This is a genomic window from Microbacterium sp. 67-17 (genome assembly GCF_001898325.1).
Classification (GTDB): Bacteria; Actinomycetota; Actinomycetes; order Actinomycetales; family Microbacteriaceae; genus Microbacterium; species Microbacterium schleiferi.
This window is the reverse complement of the sequence record NZ_MKTR01000002.1, coordinates 211,630-226,994: the sequence shown is the minus strand read 5'-3', so window position 1 is coordinate 226,994 and position 15,365 is coordinate 211,630. Positions and strand designations below refer to the sequence as shown.

The 15,365-nt window shown below is 68.0% G+C and carries 15 protein-coding genes; 3 read left to right on the top strand and 12 right to left on the bottom strand.

Going from position 1 to position 15,365, the window contains the following annotated elements; all coding sequences use genetic code 11:
• The first annotated feature begins 103 nt into the window (after positions 1-103).
• Positions 104-610: a GNAT family N-acetyltransferase gene (locus BGO47_RS01110; RefSeq protein WP_292707532.1), complete on the top strand. Its 507-nt coding sequence runs from the start codon at positions 104-106 to the stop codon at positions 608-610.
• Positions 611-656: 46 nt separating this feature from the next.
• Positions 657-1,445: a coenzyme F420-0:L-glutamate ligase gene (gene cofE / locus BGO47_RS01105; protein ID WP_292707818.1), complete on the top strand. Its 789-nt coding sequence runs from the start codon at positions 657-659 to the stop codon at positions 1,443-1,445.
• A 25-nt stretch (positions 1,446-1,470) separates the two neighbouring features.
• On the opposite strand, the gene BGO47_RS01100 is transcribed toward cofE, so the two are convergent.
• The 12 genes from BGO47_RS01100 to BGO47_RS01045 all read right to left on the bottom strand — a co-directional run bounded on the left by BGO47_RS01100 (position 1,471) and on the right by BGO47_RS01045 (position 14,242).
• Entirely contained in the window at positions 1,471-2,346 is an 876-nt protein-coding gene (locus BGO47_RS01100; protein WP_292707529.1) for a hypothetical protein, read from the bottom strand.
• A complete protein-coding gene (locus BGO47_RS01095) occupies positions 2,343-3,020 on the bottom strand; it encodes a response regulator transcription factor (protein WP_292707526.1) in 678 nt (225 codons plus the stop codon). The genes BGO47_RS01100 and BGO47_RS01095 overlap by 4 nt, the downstream gene beginning before the upstream one ends.
• The gene (locus BGO47_RS01090) at positions 3,008-4,273 is read right to left on the bottom strand and encodes a histidine kinase (RefSeq protein WP_292707523.1); all 1,266 of its coding nucleotides are present in this window, start codon (positions 4,271-4,273) and stop codon (positions 3,008-3,010) included. The genes BGO47_RS01095 and BGO47_RS01090 overlap by 13 nt, the downstream gene beginning before the upstream one ends.
• Before the next feature lie 129 nt (positions 4,274-4,402).
• Positions 4,403-6,085, bottom strand: a complete 1,683-nt coding sequence (locus BGO47_RS01085; RefSeq protein ID WP_292707520.1) for a cytochrome b/b6 domain-containing protein — start codon at positions 6,083-6,085, stop codon at positions 4,403-4,405.
• Positions 6,086-6,089: 4 nt separating this feature from the next.
• Positions 6,090-7,070, bottom strand: a complete 981-nt coding sequence (locus BGO47_RS01080; protein WP_292707517.1) for an FAD-binding protein — start codon at positions 7,068-7,070, stop codon at positions 6,090-6,092.
• Between the two features lie 10 nt (positions 7,071-7,080).
• Positions 7,081-7,857: an electron transfer flavoprotein subunit beta/FixA family protein gene (locus tag BGO47_RS01075; protein WP_292707515.1), complete on the bottom strand. Its 777-nt coding sequence runs from the start codon at positions 7,855-7,857 to the stop codon at positions 7,081-7,083.
• Between the two features lie 54 nt (positions 7,858-7,911).
• Positions 7,912-8,697, bottom strand: coding sequence for an enoyl-CoA hydratase-related protein (locus BGO47_RS01070; RefSeq protein WP_292707513.1), 786 nt, complete (start codon positions 8,695-8,697; stop codon positions 7,912-7,914).
• 92 nt (positions 8,698-8,789) lie between these two features.
• Positions 8,790-9,965: a thiolase family protein gene (locus BGO47_RS01065; protein ID WP_292707511.1), complete on the bottom strand. Its 1,176-nt coding sequence runs from the start codon at positions 9,963-9,965 to the stop codon at positions 8,790-8,792.
• Entirely contained in the window at positions 9,962-11,152 is a 1,191-nt protein-coding gene (locus tag BGO47_RS01060; RefSeq protein ID WP_292707508.1) for a bifunctional 2-methylcitrate synthase/citrate synthase, read from the bottom strand. Before BGO47_RS01060 ends, BGO47_RS01065 begins: the two co-directional genes overlap by 4 nt.
• A gap of 2 nt (positions 11,153-11,154) precedes the next feature.
• Entirely contained in the window at positions 11,155-12,069 is a 915-nt protein-coding gene (prpB, locus tag BGO47_RS01055; RefSeq protein ID WP_292707506.1) for a methylisocitrate lyase, read from the bottom strand.
• The gene (locus tag BGO47_RS01050; protein ID WP_292707503.1) at positions 12,069-13,595 is read right to left on the bottom strand and encodes an MmgE/PrpD family protein; all 1,527 of its coding nucleotides are present in this window, start codon (positions 13,593-13,595) and stop codon (positions 12,069-12,071) included. The genes prpB and BGO47_RS01050 overlap by 1 nt, the downstream gene beginning before the upstream one ends.
• Positions 13,592-14,242, bottom strand: coding sequence for a GntR family transcriptional regulator (locus BGO47_RS01045; RefSeq protein WP_292707501.1), 651 nt, complete (start codon positions 14,240-14,242; stop codon positions 13,592-13,594). The genes BGO47_RS01050 and BGO47_RS01045 overlap by 4 nt, the downstream gene beginning before the upstream one ends.
• Before the next feature lie 268 nt (positions 14,243-14,510).
• Between BGO47_RS01045 and BGO47_RS01040 the strand changes: the two genes are divergently transcribed.
• A complete protein-coding gene (locus BGO47_RS01040) occupies positions 14,511-15,317 on the top strand; it encodes a hypothetical protein (protein ID WP_292707499.1) in 807 nt (268 codons plus the stop codon).
• Positions 15,318-15,365 lie beyond the last annotated feature (48 nt).

Here is a 15,365-nt window from a genome sequence, read left to right as displayed (position 1 = left end):
GAGGGGGTACGCGGTTGTGGGATTCCCACAGCAGGGGCGGGCCGCATCCGCTCGCCGTTTGCGCCGATTTCTCTCCCCGTGATCGCCCGCGTAGAGTCTGGCCATGAACGCCGAAACGCAGACGGATGTCATCGTCAGGCCCGTGCGCGATGTCGACGCACAGGAACTCGGTCGCGTCCACGCGACGTGCTGGCACGAGACCTACGACCACCTCATCAGCAAGGCAGCCCTCGAGAATGTCTCACCGAAGAGACTTGCCGAGCTGTGGACGCACTGGGCAGCTCAGGGCGATGAGTATCGCATGAGCGCGGCCCTCGTCGACGGAGAGATCATCGGCTTCGTGGGCTCCGGTCCGGCGCGAGACGAGGATGCTCCGCGCGAGCGCGAGCTGTACTTCATCTACCTTCTCGACCGTTTCCACGGCACGGGCGTTGGTCAGCAGCTCTTCGACGCCGCCGTCGATGAGGGTGAGGGCCTGTACCTGTGGGTGGCCGCCGACAACCCGCGGGCTCATCGGTTCTATGCGCGCAACGGCTTCGCCCTCGATGGCGCCACGCACGACGAGGCCTTCCTCGGCGAGACGCTCACCGAGGTCCGTTTCGTCCGGTGACAGCGGGGCGTGACGGGTCTGCTCGAACGGACCGTCGGTGACATCGCTGCAGATCTGGGCGCTCGACGGCATCCCCGAGATCGTCACCGGCGACGACCTCGTCACCGTGATCGCGAGTGCGGCCGGCGGCTCGCTCGCCGACGGCGACATCCTGGTGGTCACCTCCAAGATCGTCTCGAAGGCAGAGGGGCGTTTCGTCGCCGCAGCCGACCGTGAGGATGCCATCACCGCCGAGACCGTGCGCGTCGTCGCGACGCGGATGGCGGCATCCGGGCACACCACCCGGATCGTCGAGAATCGCCTCGGAATCATTGCCGCGGCTGCGGGCGTCGACGCGTCCAACACACCCGACGGCACGGTGCTGCTCCTTCCCGTTGATCCGGATGCCTCAGCCCGCGCCCTCGCCGCGGGGGTGCGCGAAGCAACGGGCGCCGAAGTCGGCGTCATCATCAGCGACACCCTCGGGCGAGCGTGGCGCGAGGGCCAGACCGACACCGCGATCGGCGCGGCCGGCATCCGGGTGTTCGATGACCTCCGCGGGGCGACGGACGCCGAGGGGCGGCCGCTCGTGGTGACGATGCCGTGTGTGGCCGACGAGCTCGCTGCAGCTGCCGACCTTGTGAAGGGAAAGACCGGACGCACGCCGGTTGCGGTCATTCGGGGACGAAGCGACCTCGTGGGTTCGCTCGAGCTGCCCGGTGCCCATTCGATCATCCGAGCACGCGAGCACGACATGTTCCACACCGGCGCCGCCGAGTCCTACGCCGCCGGCCGCGCCGCGGGGCTCGTTGCGGCTCGGGAGGCCAGCGGCGGCGACGGAGGCGCGAAGCTCTGAGCTTCCCCCTCCGTCGCTTTTCGCATCAGCGTGCGGCGCGCAGCATCACTTGTCCGGCCGAGACCTCCACTGAGATCGTGCTGTCAGCGCCCGGGTCGCTGCCGAGCTGATTGCGGAAGTTGCCGGCTGAGACATCAGAGGTGACGTCGTACGCCCCGTCGGGAACGACGAGGGTGAGCGAACCAGCGCTCACTCCGGCACGGATGTCGCTGGGCTGAGCCCCACTGAACGCGGCATCCATCGACCCGGCGCTGACCGTCAGGTCCGCGGTGTCAACATCCGCGAGGTTGAGCACTGCGCGCCCCGCAGACAGGTCGACCGACACGTCCTCGGCGGATCCGTCGAGCGTGAGCTCCCCCGCACCGACAGTGAGGTCGACGACACCGAACTCGCCCTCGGCGTGGAACGACCCCGCGCCCATCTGAAGCTCGGCATCCAGGCCTTCGAGGTCTTCGGGCAGCGTGAGCACAGCCCGGCCGCTGCCCCCGAAGATCCATCCCATCCCCCATTCCCAGCTGGGGGAAGCAACGGTGAGGGTGTCACCGTTGCGCTCGAGAGTCCACCGATCCCCACCGAAGGGCGCGGTGACCTCGAGCTCTGCCTCGTCGACATCGGCATACTCCACGGCCAGTGACCCGGCGTTCAGTTCGATCGCGAGCGCATCGACACCGGGCACCGCCACCGTCGATGATGCTGTCGACACGGCGGCCGCCCGGATTGTGCTGAAGACCGCCCCGACGATGGTGCCGAGCACGATCAGGGCACCGAGGACGATGATCAGGATGGCGACGACGGTGGACGATCCGCGCGGCCCCGAAGGGGTGGGTCCGGGGTCAGCCGCTGGCAGATCCGGCCCGGCCGGCGATACGGGAGCGGCTGGCGGAGTGAGATTCGTGGTCATGAGAGTTCTCCCGTCTGGGGCGGCATCCCGCCGTGAGCGATGTGGGCGAGGGCGGCGAGCACCCGCCGGTTGCCGGAGTCGTCCTGCTCGAGGTCGAGCTTCTGGAAGACCGCGGTGATGTGTTTTTCGACGCTGCCCTCACTGATGTGGAGGGTCCGCCCGATGGCCTGATTCGACTTGCCTTCTGCGATCAGCGCGAGCACCGTGGCTTCCCGGTCGGTGAGTCGCCGCATCCGTTCGTCGCGTGCTCGTCTGCCGAGCAGCTGCGCCACGACCTCGGGGTCGAAGACCGTGCCGCCGGCCGCGATGGCATCGACGGACTCGAGGAACTCGGCGACGTCGGCCACCCGGTCCTTCAGCAGGTAGCCGAGGGCCCCGCCGCGTCCGGCGATGAGCTCACTCGCGTAGCGCTCCTCCACGTACTGCGACAGCACCAGCACGGGAAGCTCGGGCCGCGAGGCGCGCAGACTGACGGCAGCGCGGATGCCTTCGTCGGTGCGGGTCGGGGGTAGGCGAACATCCAGGATGCACAGCTGAGGGTCGAGGTCGGCGACAGCATCGGTCAGGCCGTCGGTGTCGCCGAGGGCCGCGACCACCTCGTGGCCGGCATCCTCGAGCAGGCGGACCAGGCCCTCCCGCAACAGAACGGAGTCTTCGCAGATCACGATGCGCATGGCAGGCTCACTTCCACTGTCGTCGGGCCGCCGATGGGACTGTCGACGGAGAAGGTGCCGCCGGCGCCGATCGCTCGGTTCGAGATGCCGTCCAGTCCCCCGCCGGGAATGATCTGCGCACCGCCGATGCCGTTGTCTTCGATGCGGGCCCAGAGCACGCCACCCTCGCGCTGGCGCACCAGTACCCGCGCTTCGGTCGCACGCGAGTGTTTTGCTGCGTTGGTGAGCGCTTCGGCGATCACGAAGTAGGCGGCAGCTTCCGCGGTCGGTGCGCAGCGCTCCGTGATCCGCACGTCGAGCACGACGGGCACGGGCGATCGCGCTGCCAGCGCCGACAGGGCAGCATCCAGCCCCCGGTCGTCGAGCACAGAGGTGTGGATGCCGCGCGCCAACTGCCGCAGTTCGGTGATCGCCGCCTTCGTCGAGGTGTGGGCCTCGGCGATGAGCTCCTTGGCGGCTGCGGGATCGGAGTCGATCTTCTGCTGCGCAAGTCCCAGAGTCATCCCTACCGAGACGAGCCGCGGCTGTACGCCGTCATGCAGGTCGCGTTCGATCCGGGTGCGCTCGACGTCCGCCGCGCGCACCGCGCCGGCACGCTGAGCCTGCGATTGCCGGGCCTGTTCTGCGAGGACTGCCTCTCGTGAAGGGATCATGATCGCGCGGGCCAGCACACCGTGCAAGATGGCGAGGCCGACGATGGTTGCCAACGCCAGCAGAGACACGACGATACCGACCGGAACCGCCCACGCCGTGGACACGTCAATCCACGTGCTGCCCAGGCGAACGGCATCCGCTGTGCCCGCGTACAGGGGCGAGAACGCGAGCACGACGCCGGACGCTGTGACCCCGACCAGGCTCAGCACGATCCAGCCGAGGATCGTCGCGATCGCACCGTTGGCTACCGCGCGCCACATTCCCGGGTCGATGAACTGCAGCCAGATGGTGTGGAGGAAGCCGCCGAATCCGGGCTTGGCGCTGCGCCGCGGGCGACGGGCGGGAAGCCCGAACCGGTAGAGCCCGTCGATGCGCGCGTTCTCGAGCCAGCTCAGCGCGAACAGAACATAGACGAAGGCGAGCAGGAAGAGGAGTCCGATCCCGATCACGGGCAGAAGCCCGAGGCCGAGCCCCAGAAGTGTCATGAGAATCGTGAAAACCACGGGCCCGATCACACCGAGGGCCGCGAGCTGGGCTATCGCTCCCGCCACGCGCGCGGGCGTCGCGACCGGCCGAGGTGGCGAATAGGTTGTCGTCATGCCTCCACGGTAGGTTCCGGCATCCGCTTTCCGCGTCCCTGCCAGCCGGTCGAATCGCGGGGGGATAACCCCCGACATCCGGCCGGGTTCGCCGAAGCCCGTCACGGATGCCTCGGCGAACCCACCGTGTCAGCGGCTCGAGACCGTCCCGAACAGACGCGCGATCGGAGCCAGCACGAGCGGGCGGGCAGCAACCCAGGCTGCGGCGATCACGACCAGCGACAGGACGAACAGCCAGAAGCCGACCCAATTGTCGGCGTCGGTCGCCGCGTACATGTGGTTGAGGTTGCGCAGGGCCCCGGTCGCGAACACCAGGATGACGTGGATGACGATGAACACCACGAAGTACAGCATCACCGGGAAGTGGACCTTGCGTGCCCACTCGACCGGATACGCCTTGTTCAACGCCTTGGCGTTCTTGGGCCAGATCCCGCTCATCCGCACGCCGGTGATGATCGCCAGCGGTGCAGCAACGAACACTGTCGTGAAGTAGGCGAGCTGCTGGAGGGAGTTGTAGTTGACCCAGCCGTTCTCGGTCGGCCAATCCAGTGACACGTACTGCAGTGCCGCCGACAGGGCGTTCGGGAAGACCTCCCACGACGTCGGCACGATCCGCATCCACTGCCCCGTGACGAACAGCAGCACCACGAAGATGAGGCCGTTGACGATCCAGAGGATGTCGAGGGACTGGTGGAACCAGATCGTCAGGCTGACCTTGCCCTTGGGGTTGTTCCGCGGCGCCCAGAACACGCTCGGTCGCTTCTCGGTGCGGATCGTGAGTCCCGTTCGGATGATCAGCACCATGAGGAACACGTTGAAGAAGTGCTGCCAGCCCAGCCAGGCCGGGAAGCCCACCGGTGCCCCCTCGGGCAGGTGATACTCGCCGGGGTAGGTCGCGAGGAAGTCCTGCATCCCGTCGAGGGAGAGCAGCCAACGCACGGCCAGCACTGCCATGCCTGCAGCAAAGAGCAGCCCGAGGCCGCCCACGATGACGGTGCCTGCCCACTGCGCCCGCGTGAACGGGCCGACGCGGGTGGGCTCTGGCCGCGGCGCGGGGCGCATGCGGGCTGACGCACCCTCCCACACCGTCGGCGTGAACGGAAGGGGCACGCTCACGTCATATGCCGGAGCACTGACCACAGCGGTCGCGGCTAGCGCGGCATCCGTCTGCGCTTCGTGTGCCGCAACACGCCGCGCGTCGTCGTCGGAGCCGGCGTTTTGGGGCGACCGAACCGCGGCGCCGGACGCTGAGATCGCGGCGACCATCTCGGATGTCGGCCACGGCTCGCCGCCGGGAACGCGAGGGAGCCCGCGGCGCACGGTGCGCGCGGAGGATTCATTTGCCCCAAACCGCGCTTCGGCCGTCGCCGGCGCGGCGTGTTGCGGCAAGCGAGGCTCAGCGGGGCCGCTGTCGGGGGACGGTGCGGGTGCTGCTGCGCCTGTTGCGGGTGCTGCTGCGCCTGTTGCGGGTGCGGCTGCGGGGGCCACGGATGCCGGGGGCCACGGCTCGCCGCCGGGAACGCGGGGCAGTCCCCGGCGCACGGCGCGCACTTGCGACGCGGCGGGTGCGGCATCCGTCACGACGGGTGCGGCAGTTTGGTGCGACTGCGGCGCATCTTCCCGCAGCTCCTGCGCAGAACTGCCGCTCTCGTGTGAGGCGACGCCGGCAGACACGGATGCCGCAACCGGCGCCTCGGCCGGCGGTACGGATGCCGAACTCAGCGCACCGGGGATCTCACCGGCTGGCGGCCAGGGGTCGCCGCCGGGCGTGCGGGGAAGGCCGCGACGCAGGGTGCGCGCGTAGGTCGCCATCGCGTCAGGCCTTCTTCGCCTGCAGCGTCTCGATCAGCTGCGGCACGACGGTGAAGAGGTCCCCGACGACACCGAAGTCCGCGATCTCGAAAATCGGAGCGTCGGCATCCTTGTTGATCGCGACAATCGTCTTGGCAGTCTGCATTCCGGCCTTGTGCTGGATCGCGCCGGAGATGCCCAGTGCCACATACAACTGCGGCGCAACCGACACGCCGGTCTGCCCGACCTGAGCAGACTGCGCAATGTAGCCGGCGTCCACGGCGGCCCGCGACGCGCCAACGGCGGCGCCGAGCACATCGGCGAGCTCACCGACCAGCGCGAACTTCTCCTCCGAGCCCAGGCCACGGCCACCCGAGACGACCTTCGCCGCGCCGCGCAGCTCAGGGCGGGCGGAGGTCACGACGACCTCGTCGACCGACCCGATGGTCGCCGCCTTGCGGCCGGACGTGGCAACGTCGAGCTTCTCTGCGACAAGAGGCTGAGCCTGCGCACGCGAATCGATCGACCCCTGGCGAACCGTGATCACGGGAGCACCGAATGTGGCGGCAGCCTCGACGTTGTAGGCACCGCCGTAGACGGAGTGGTGCGCCACGATTCCTTCGTCGTCACGCGTCACGCCGACGGCATCCACGCATAGCGCCGAACGCGACCGCGCAGCGTACCGACCTGCGGTCTCACGCGACTCGATCGAGTGCGACAGCAGCACGGCATCCGGGTTCACGAGCGCGGCAGCTGCGGCAACGGCATCCGTTGCTGGTACGCCCAGTGCCTCGCCGAGCCCCGCGGGCGTCGCGGTGAGCACGAGCGCCGCCCCGAGCTCCGCCGCCGCGGGTGCGAGGGCCTCGGCGCTGTCTCCGACGATCAGCGCGACCGGGGTTCCGACGCCTGCCGCAGCCCCCAACAGGCCAGCGGCGCTCGGCGCGAGCGCGCCACCGGGGGTGACATCGAGTACGACAAGAACAGCATCAGCTGCGATATCCACCATCATCTGCCCCTTAGACCAACCGGTTCGAGATCAGGAACTCCGCAAGCTGTACGCCAGCGTCGCCCTCGTCGACAACCTTCACACCTGCCGCGCGCGGCGGCTTCTGCGCCACTGCGATCATGATCGAGCGCGCCGCATCCGGGTCATCGGCGACGACCCCGAGGTCCGCGAGCGACACCGTGTCGACCGGCTTCTTCTTGGCCGCCATGATGCCCTTGAAGTTGGGGAACCGCGCGTCAGGAAGCCGTTCGGTGATCGAGATCACCGCCGGAAGAGCAGCGGATGCCGTCATCGATCCGCCATCGACCGACCGCTCACCCGAGACCTCGGACTCGGTGATCGTCACGGAGTTCATGCTCGTGATGCTCGGGACATCGAGCAGCTCCGCGATCATCGACGCCATGACACCGCCAGAGCCGTCCGTGGACTGGTTTCCCGTGATGACGAGGTCGAAGCCGGCGCGGGAGATCGCGGCCGACAGCGCCTGGGCGCTGAGCCCCAGATCGGCGCCCAACAGCGCGTCATCGACGACGTGCACAGCGGATGCCGCCCCCATCGCGAGGGCCTTGCGCACCGATCCGGATGCCGACTCCGGCGCCATCGTCACCACGACGACCTCGGTGCCCGGGTTGGCATCCGCGTACGACAGCGCGACCTCGAGAGAGCGCTCACCGATCTCGTCGATGACAGCTTCGCTGGCACCTCGGTCGGCCAGTCCCGTCTCGAGGTTCAGCACTCGATCCCCCCACGTGTCGGGGACTTCTTTTACCAGGACGAGAATCCTCATCGCGCTCCTCCTTCTTGCTTCGAGTCTATGGTCGCCAGCCCAGGGCGATTTCGGTCACCGGCCGGTGAACCGGGGGGCACGCTTCTCACGGAAAGCTGCCATCCCCTCCTTCTGGTCGTCCAGGGCGAACAGAGCGGCGAACGCCTGCCGTTCGAAGCGGAGACCCTCGGCCAGACCGCTCTCCTGCGACGCGCGCAAGGCGTCTTTGGCCGCGTAGGCGACGGGCAGGGACTTCGCCGCGATCGACTCCGCCACCGCCATCGCCTCGGTGGCAAGGTCCGCTGCCGGAACCACCCGGGACACCAGGCCCGCGCGCTCTGCCTCGACGGCATCCATCATGCGGCCCGTCAGGACGAGCTCGGCAGCCTTGAAGTACCCGATAGCGCGGGTGAGGCGCTGCGTGCCGCCGAGCCCCGGAATGACGCCGAGCGTGATCTCGGGCTGACCGAATTTTGCGGTGTCGGCGGCGAGGATGATGTCGCAGCTCATCGCGAGCTCGCACCCGCCACCGAGCGCGAAGCCGGCGACTGCCGCAACGATCGGTGTGCGGGCGCGACCAAGGGCTTCGAGCCCGACAAAGGGGCTGTCCACGGTCATGTCGCGCACCGTCTTGTCGGCCATCTCCTTGATGTCGGCGCCCGCGGCGAAGGCACGCTCCGAGCCGGTGAGCACGATGCATCCGATCTGCTCATCGGCATCGAAAGCTGCCACCGCGGCCCCGAGTTCGGTCGCGAGTGTCGAGTTCAGCGCGTTGAGCGCCTCGGGGCGGTTCAGCTGGATCCAGCCGACGCGCCCCCGGGTCTCGACCACGATGGTCTGGAACGAGGTTGATTCCGTCATGCTCGTTTTCCTCTCACGCCGCTGGGAGGCAGCCACACCCGCGTCGATCCTGTCGAATGCACCGGCGCTCCTGCCAACCGGTTGTAGGTGGCCTACAGCCGCTCGATGATGGTGGCGTTAGCCATCCCGCCGCCCTCACACATCGTCTGCAGTCCGTAGCGCCCGCCGGTGTGTTCGAGATAGCCCAGGAGAGTGCCGAGCAGCCGCGTTCCGGATGCGCCGACGGCGTGCCCGAGCGCGATCGCACCACCCCACGGGTTGAGCTTGTCGGGATCGGCGCCGAGCTCCTGCTGCCACGCCAGCGGTACTGACGCGAAGGCCTCGTTGACCTCGTAGGCATCGAGGTCGTCGATCGACAACCCTGCGCGATCCAGGATGCGGCGCGTTGCCGGGATCGGCGCGGTCAGCATCATGATCGGGTCGTCACCGACGACGGCGAAGGCATGGAAACGGGCGCGGGGCGTCAGGCCCAGCGCATTCGCGCGTTCCTCACTCATGATGAGCGCTGCCGAGGCGGCATCTGTCAGCGGTGACGAATTGCCTGCCGTGATTCGCCAGTCGAGCTCAGGGAAGCGCTCCGCGAGTTCGTCGGTGCGGAACGCGGGCGCCAGGCTGGCAAGCTGCTCGGCTGATGTGGCGGGCCGAATCGTCTCGTCGGTGTCCACGACCCCATCCGGCGTCGCGACCGGGAGCATCGCGTCCGCGAACCGGCCCGCTGCCGCCGCGTGAGCTGCCCGCTGGTGGGACTGCGCAGCGTAGGCATCCAGTTCGTCGCGCTCGAATCCCCAGCGCGCGGCGATCAGCTCGGCCGAAACACCCTGATTCACCAAGCCCTCGGGGTAGCGGCGACGGATGCCGTCGGCATCCGCCCCACCCTCGCCCGCCGAGCCCAGCGGAACGCGGCTCATGGACTCGACTCCCGCCGCGATCACGATGTCGTACGCGCCGGCGATGATGCCCTGGGCTGCGAAGTGGACGGCCTGCTGACTCGAGCCGCACTGCCGATCGATCGTTGCGGCAGGCACCGACTCATCGAAGCCGGCTGCGAGCACCGCCTGCCGCGCGATGTTGGTCGCCTGATCGCTGGCCTGGCTGACACACCCCATCAGAACGTCATCGATCTGACGCGACTCCAGGCCGTTCCGCTCGAGCAGCGCCGTCAGCGTCGTTGCGGCAAGGTCGACAGGATGCACGCCCGACAGCGCGCCTCCGAGCTTGCCCCGACCGGAGGGCGTCCGGACGACGTCGACGATGACGGCACTGGTCACTCGGCGGCCTCCTCCGGGCGCTCTTGCACATCGATGGCAGAGGTGTCGGGCACGTAGCCCTCGATGTGGCGCTCGTCGGCACCGTTATAGGCCGACAGCGGCCGGATGAGGGCGTTCGAGGACTGCTGCTCCATGATGTGCGCTGTCCAGCCGACAACGCGCGCCGCGACGAACAGGGGCGTGAACGTGAGCGTGTCGAAGCCGATGAGGTTGTAGGCCGGACCCGACGGGTAGTCGAGGTTCGGGTAGATGCCCTTGCGCGCGACGAACTCCGATTCGAGCGCGTCATAGAGTGCTGCGACATCCGGGCGGTCGTAGTGCGCAACGAGGGTGTCGAGCGCCGCCTTCATCGTGGGGACCCGCGAGTCACCGCGCTTGTACACGCGATGCCCGAAGCCCATGATCTTGCGCTTCTCGGCGAGAGCCGTGTCGAGCCATGCTGACACGTTCTCGGCCGAGCCGATCTCGTCGAAGATGTGCAGTACTGCCTCGTTGGCCCCGCCGTGCAGCGGTCCCTTCAGCGCGCCGATTGCGCCGACCACGGCGGAGTAGAGGTCGCTGAGGGTCGAGGTGATGACGCGGGCAGTGAATGTCGACGCATTGAAGGAGTGCTCGGCGTACAGGATCATCGAGCGGTTGAACGCGTCGACGACGACCTCGTCCGCTTCTTCACCGAACGTCAGCCACAGAAAGTTCGCGGCGTAGTCCAGGTCGTCGCGCGCGTCGACCGGCTCGAGCCCGCGGCGGCGGCGCTGGCCGTAGGCGACGATCGCGGGCAGCTCCCCGAACAGACGGATGCTGCGCTCGAGGTTCTGCTGCGGCGTGCCGACGGCATCCATGACGTTGAGGGTGCCCCGCGTTTCGCGGGCCCCGATGACGCTGACCGCGGTGCGCACCTCATCCATCGGATGAGCATCGAGCGGGATGAGGTCGATCGCGGCCTTGACGTCGGGCTGTAGCGCTCGGTTCTCGCGCTCCGTCTCGCGCAGGGTCGCAAGCTGCTCGTCTGTGGGCAGCTCCCCCGTCCACAGCAGGTGGGCGACGGCTTCACACGACTGGGTGGCAGCGAGTTCCTGCACCGGATAGCCGCGATAGAGCAGGCTGTTGGTATCGGGGTTGACCTTGCTGACACCGGTGTAGTCGACGACGACGCCAGCAAGCCCCTTCTTGATGTCGGTGTCGGTCATGCTCACTCCTTCGTGATGGGTGCTTCGACCGTGAAGTTGAAGATGCTCGTGTCGAAGTGGTTGTACTGCTCGTAGTCGATCAGGTCGTAGAGGTCTGAACGGTGCTGCATCTCACCGAGCTTGTCGCGGAGGTGCCCCTTCGCATCCAGGTCGTCGAGTGCGCGCCCCGCCGAACCCATCGCGATCCGCAGCAGCGATACCGGCCAGATGACGATGTTGATGCCGGCGGAGCGCAGCTGCTCGGTCGAGAACAGCTCGCTCTTGCCGAACTCGGTCATGTTCGCGAGCACCGGCACATCCAGCGCTGCACGCATCTTTTCGAACTCGCCGAGATCACGCATCGCCTCGGGGAAGATCGCGTCGGCGCCGGCATCCACGAGAGCCTTGGCGCGGTCGATCGCAGCATCCAGCCCCTCGATGGCGCGGATGTCGGTACGAGCCATGATGAGAAAGTTCTCGTCACGGCGCGCATCGACGGCGGCACGGATGCGCTTGACTGCCGTGTCCCCATCGACGACGGCTTTCCCGTCGAGGTGACCGCACCGCTTGGGGTTGATCTGATCCTCGATGTGGGTGCCCGCCAGTCCCGCGTCTTCGAGCGTTTGGATGGTGCGGGCTACGTTCATCGGCTCACCGAACCCGGTGTCGGCGTCGATGATGGCCGGAAGCTCGGTCATGCGCGCGATCTGCTGCCCGCGACCGGCGACCTCGGTGAGGGTTGTCAGGCCGATGTCGGGAAGCCCGAGGTCGGCGGCGAGCACCGCGCCGGAGATGTAGACCCCGTCGAACCCCTTCCGCTCGATCAGCCGCGCCGACAGCGGGTTGAAAGCACCGGGGAATCGCAGGAGCTCACCCGAGGCGAGCCGCTCCCTGAACAGGCGCCGCTTTTCGCTGGGCGATGTCAGGCTGTACAGCATCAGAACAGCCCCTTGGGTGCGGGCGCTGCGGCGAGAATTCCCACTTTCGCGACGATGTTCAGCTGCCCGACCTCGTCTGCTGATAGCTCCGGGAGTCGCTGGGCGAGCTCGAGGAACCGCTCGATCTCCTCGGAAGCGAGGACCGGCTCGGCAAGGAGCCGGAACTTACGCACGTAGTTCTCACGAGCGAACGGTCGCGCCCCCAGCGGGTGCGCGTCGGCGACGGCGATCTCGTCCACGACGGTGGTTCCGTCGATCAGGACGATCTCCACGCGCCCCCCGAAGGCCTTCTCGTCGGGGTCTTCGGAGTGGTAGCGGCGCGTCCACTCGGCGTCTTCGGCCGTGGTGATCTTGCGCCAGAGTTCCACGGTGTCGGGCCGCGCTGCGCGCTCGGGGAGGTACGAGTCGACGTGGTGCCACGCGCCGTCTTGCAGCGCGACCGCGAAGATGTAGGGGATCGAGTGGTCGAGGGTTTCGCGGGATGCCTGCGGGTCGTACTTCTGCGGGTCGTTCGCGCCCGAGCCGATGACGTAGTGCGTGTGGTGGCTCGTGTGCAGCGCGATGCTCGCGATGTTCGCGGGGTCGCGCAGCTCGGGGCGCTCGGTACCGAGCTTGCGGGCTAGGTCGATCCAGGCTTGCGCCTGGTACTCGGCAGAGTGCTCCTTCGTATAGGAGTCGAGGATCGCGCGCTTGGGCTCACCCGGCGCGGGAAGCGGCACGTCGTAAGCGGCATCCTTACCGTCGAGCATCCAGGCGATCACGCCGTCTTCACCCTCGTAGATCGGGCTGGGGCTCGTCTCGCCACGCATCGCCCGGTCGACGGCTTCGACTGCCATCTTGCCGGCGAACGCGGGAGCGTGAGCTTTCCACGTCGAGATCTCGCCCTTGCGGGATTGGCGGGTCGCGGTGGTCGTGTGCAGCGCCTGCCCCACTGCCTGATAGATCGTCTCGACATCCAAGCCGAGCAGTGTGCCGATACCCGCGGCAGCGGAGGGGCCGAGGTGGGCGACGTGGTCGATCTTGTGCTTGTGGAGGGAGATCGCCCTTACGAGATCCATCTGGATCTCGTAACCGGTGGCGATCCCTCGCACCAATGCTGCGCCGTCGGCGCCGACGTGCTGGGCCACAGCGAGGATCGGCGGGATGTTGTCTCCCGGGTGGGAGTACTCGGCGGCCAGGAACGTGTCGTGGTAGTCAAGCTCGCGCACCGCGACACCGTTCGCCCACGCCGCCCATTCGGGGCTCGTCCGCCGCTCGTTTGCGCAGCCGAAGACTGTCGCTCCGACACCGCTGACCGAGACGGCGTGGTCGAGCGCCTGCTGCCGGGCAGCGCTCACCGGCCGCCGGGTGAGGGATGCTGCAGCGACTGACGCATTGTCGATGACACGGTTGATGATCATGTCGATGACCTCGGACTCGACCGCTATCGGGTCTGCGGCGACCTCGGCAATGTGCCAGGCGAGCTGCCCCTCGCGAGCAAGGTTCTCGTCGCTTCGGTGGACACGGACGTGGTGCGTGATGGTCATGCTGCTCCGGGTTCGGTGCGGGCCTCGGCCAGGGAGGCGAGGATGCTGGTCAAAGCGTTGTGCAGGTGCACATGTGTGGCGTGCGCAGCGAGGTCGGCATCCTGCGCGGCTATCGCATGGGCGATCAGCGCGTGCTCTCCGACCGAGGCCGACAGTCGCTGGGGATTCTCGCGGGCAAGGCGACGCACGCGCACGAGGTGAGTGCGGATCGTGCGAAGCGCCGAACTCAGGTAGACGTTGTCGACGGCATCGTCGAGGGCGGCATCGAACCGCGCGATCAGGTCGTAGTAGTGCTCGCGGCCCTCACCGCGCAGCGACGTCCTGTCGAACTCCGCGGCGAGTTCCGCGAACTCGGCCGGGTCGGCCCGGGTCGCCGCGAGGCGCGCAGCAGCTTCTTCGAGAGCCCGCCGGAACTCGAAGAGCGCGCGGATGTCGTCGGCATCGACATCCGACACCACGGTGACCCGGGGTGACTGCTGAACGACCAGACCGTCGGCGGCCAGGCGCGCGAGCGCCTCACGCAGCGGGGTACGGCTCACACCGAGACGCGCTGCCTGCTCGACCTCCCCGAGCACAGCGCCGGCGGGGAGCTGCCCGTCCTGGATCTCGCCCAGGAGCGTCCGGTATGCCCGATCACTCGCTCGCATCCGTCCTCCCTTCGCCGCCCTTCATGTATACACAAAAGCACTGAATGTATCAATACGGGCATTGAGGGCGGCTCTAGGTATACAAAAGCGCGCGCTCCGCGTGTGCGTTAGTCACTCGGCGTCTGTTCGTAGAGACCGATGACGTTTCCGTCGGGGTCACTGATCACCGCCCACCAACGCGGCGGTGCAAGTCTGATCTTCGTGCGGGGCACTGACAAGGGTGTTGGTCACACCGGGCCTTCGGAGCTGACCGTGCAACGATGAGGCGGTGGACGACACATCGGCCGCCGAACTCAGTCGGCTCCGCGCCCGGGCCTACGGCCCCGACGCCGACCTCGCCGACGACGCCGCGGCACGCTCGCGCTTGGAGGAACTCGAAGCGCAACTGCGGGCAGAGCGCGAGGCACAGCGCCCCTCGGTCGCGGCGGTGAGCCGGGCATCCGAGCCGCCAGCGGACAGTGTCGGTGCCCGCTCCGTCACGCCAGGGGGAGACCCTTCCGCCACAGACGTGGGAGCCGAAGACGAAGAGGATGCGGCGGCGTCCCGCGTCTGGGCGCTTTTGCGCATGCTGACCTCGCGGCTGCCGCCGGTCGCTACCGCGATGGTTGCGGTAGCGATCGCGGCGGCGGTCGCGCTCACGGCATCCATCGTCTGGGGGCTCGCGTCTCTTCCGGTGATCTCGCAGACAACCGCGAGCCGGCAGGTAGCCACTCTCGAGATCAACGACGACGTTGCGATTCCCGAGGGATTCTTCGGCACGACGTCGGAGCAGGCCATTGCCTACGAGTACTACGGGCTTCTGATGGCGCAATCGTCGGCCATGAGCCCGAACGGGGAGAGCGAGTGTCTGATCGGGCTGGACGAAGACGACCTGACCGCCGATGGTCAGGGCGTGAACGGCCCGTTCTACTACGGATGCCGGGCCGGCGCTTTCCCCGCGGCGATCGAGGTTCCCTTGGATGACACAGCGCCGGAGCGCTTGCGCGCGCAGTTCCCGGAGGGCGGTGCACTGCAGTTCGTTCTGCAGGGTGACCGGATCGGCGTCTTCTGGGACGGCGGCGCAATCCCGGCCTAGATCCGCCCGTCGTTCACTACCGCCGGAAGAGTGGCGTCATGCAACCAT

Bases quoted from the DNA above. Each gene is read 5' to 3' on its own strand.
- prpB (WP_292707506.1), bottom strand. From the start codon at position 12,069: ATGCTGTACAGCCTGACATCGCCCAGCGAAAAGCGGCGCCTGTTCAGG.
- BGO47_RS01045 (WP_292707501.1), bottom strand. From the start codon at position 14,242: ATGCGAGCGAGTGATCGGGCATACCGGACGCTCCTGGGCGAGATCCAG.
- BGO47_RS01060 (WP_292707508.1), bottom strand. From the start codon at position 11,152: ATGACCGACACCGACATCAAGAAGGGGCTTGCTGGCGTCGTCGTCGAC.
- BGO47_RS01095 (WP_292707526.1), bottom strand. From the start codon at position 3,020: ATGCGCATCGTGATCTGCGAAGACTCCGTTCTGTTGCGGGAGGGCCTG.
- BGO47_RS01110 (WP_292707532.1), top strand. From the start codon at position 104: ATGAACGCCGAAACGCAGACGGATGTCATCGTCAGGCCCGTGCGCGAT.
- BGO47_RS01100 (WP_292707529.1), bottom strand. From the start codon at position 2,346: ATGACCACGAATCTCACTCCGCCAGCCGCTCCCGTATCGCCGGCCGGG.
- BGO47_RS01075 (WP_292707515.1), bottom strand. From the start codon at position 7,857: ATGAGGATTCTCGTCCTGGTAAAAGAAGTCCCCGACACGTGGGGGGAT.
- BGO47_RS01050 (WP_292707503.1), bottom strand. From the start codon at position 13,595: ATGACCATCACGCACCACGTCCGTGTCCACCGAAGCGACGAGAACCTT.
- BGO47_RS01085 (WP_292707520.1), bottom strand. From the start codon at position 6,085: ATGGCGACCTACGCGCGCACCCTGCGTCGCGGCCTTCCCCGCACGCCC.
- BGO47_RS01090 (WP_292707523.1), bottom strand. From the start codon at position 4,273: ATGACGACAACCTATTCGCCACCTCGGCCGGTCGCGACGCCCGCGCGC.
- BGO47_RS01080 (WP_292707517.1), bottom strand. From the start codon at position 7,070: ATGGTGGATATCGCAGCTGATGCTGTTCTTGTCGTACTCGATGTCACC.
- BGO47_RS01070 (WP_292707513.1), bottom strand. From the start codon at position 8,697: ATGACGGAATCAACCTCGTTCCAGACCATCGTGGTCGAGACCCGGGGG.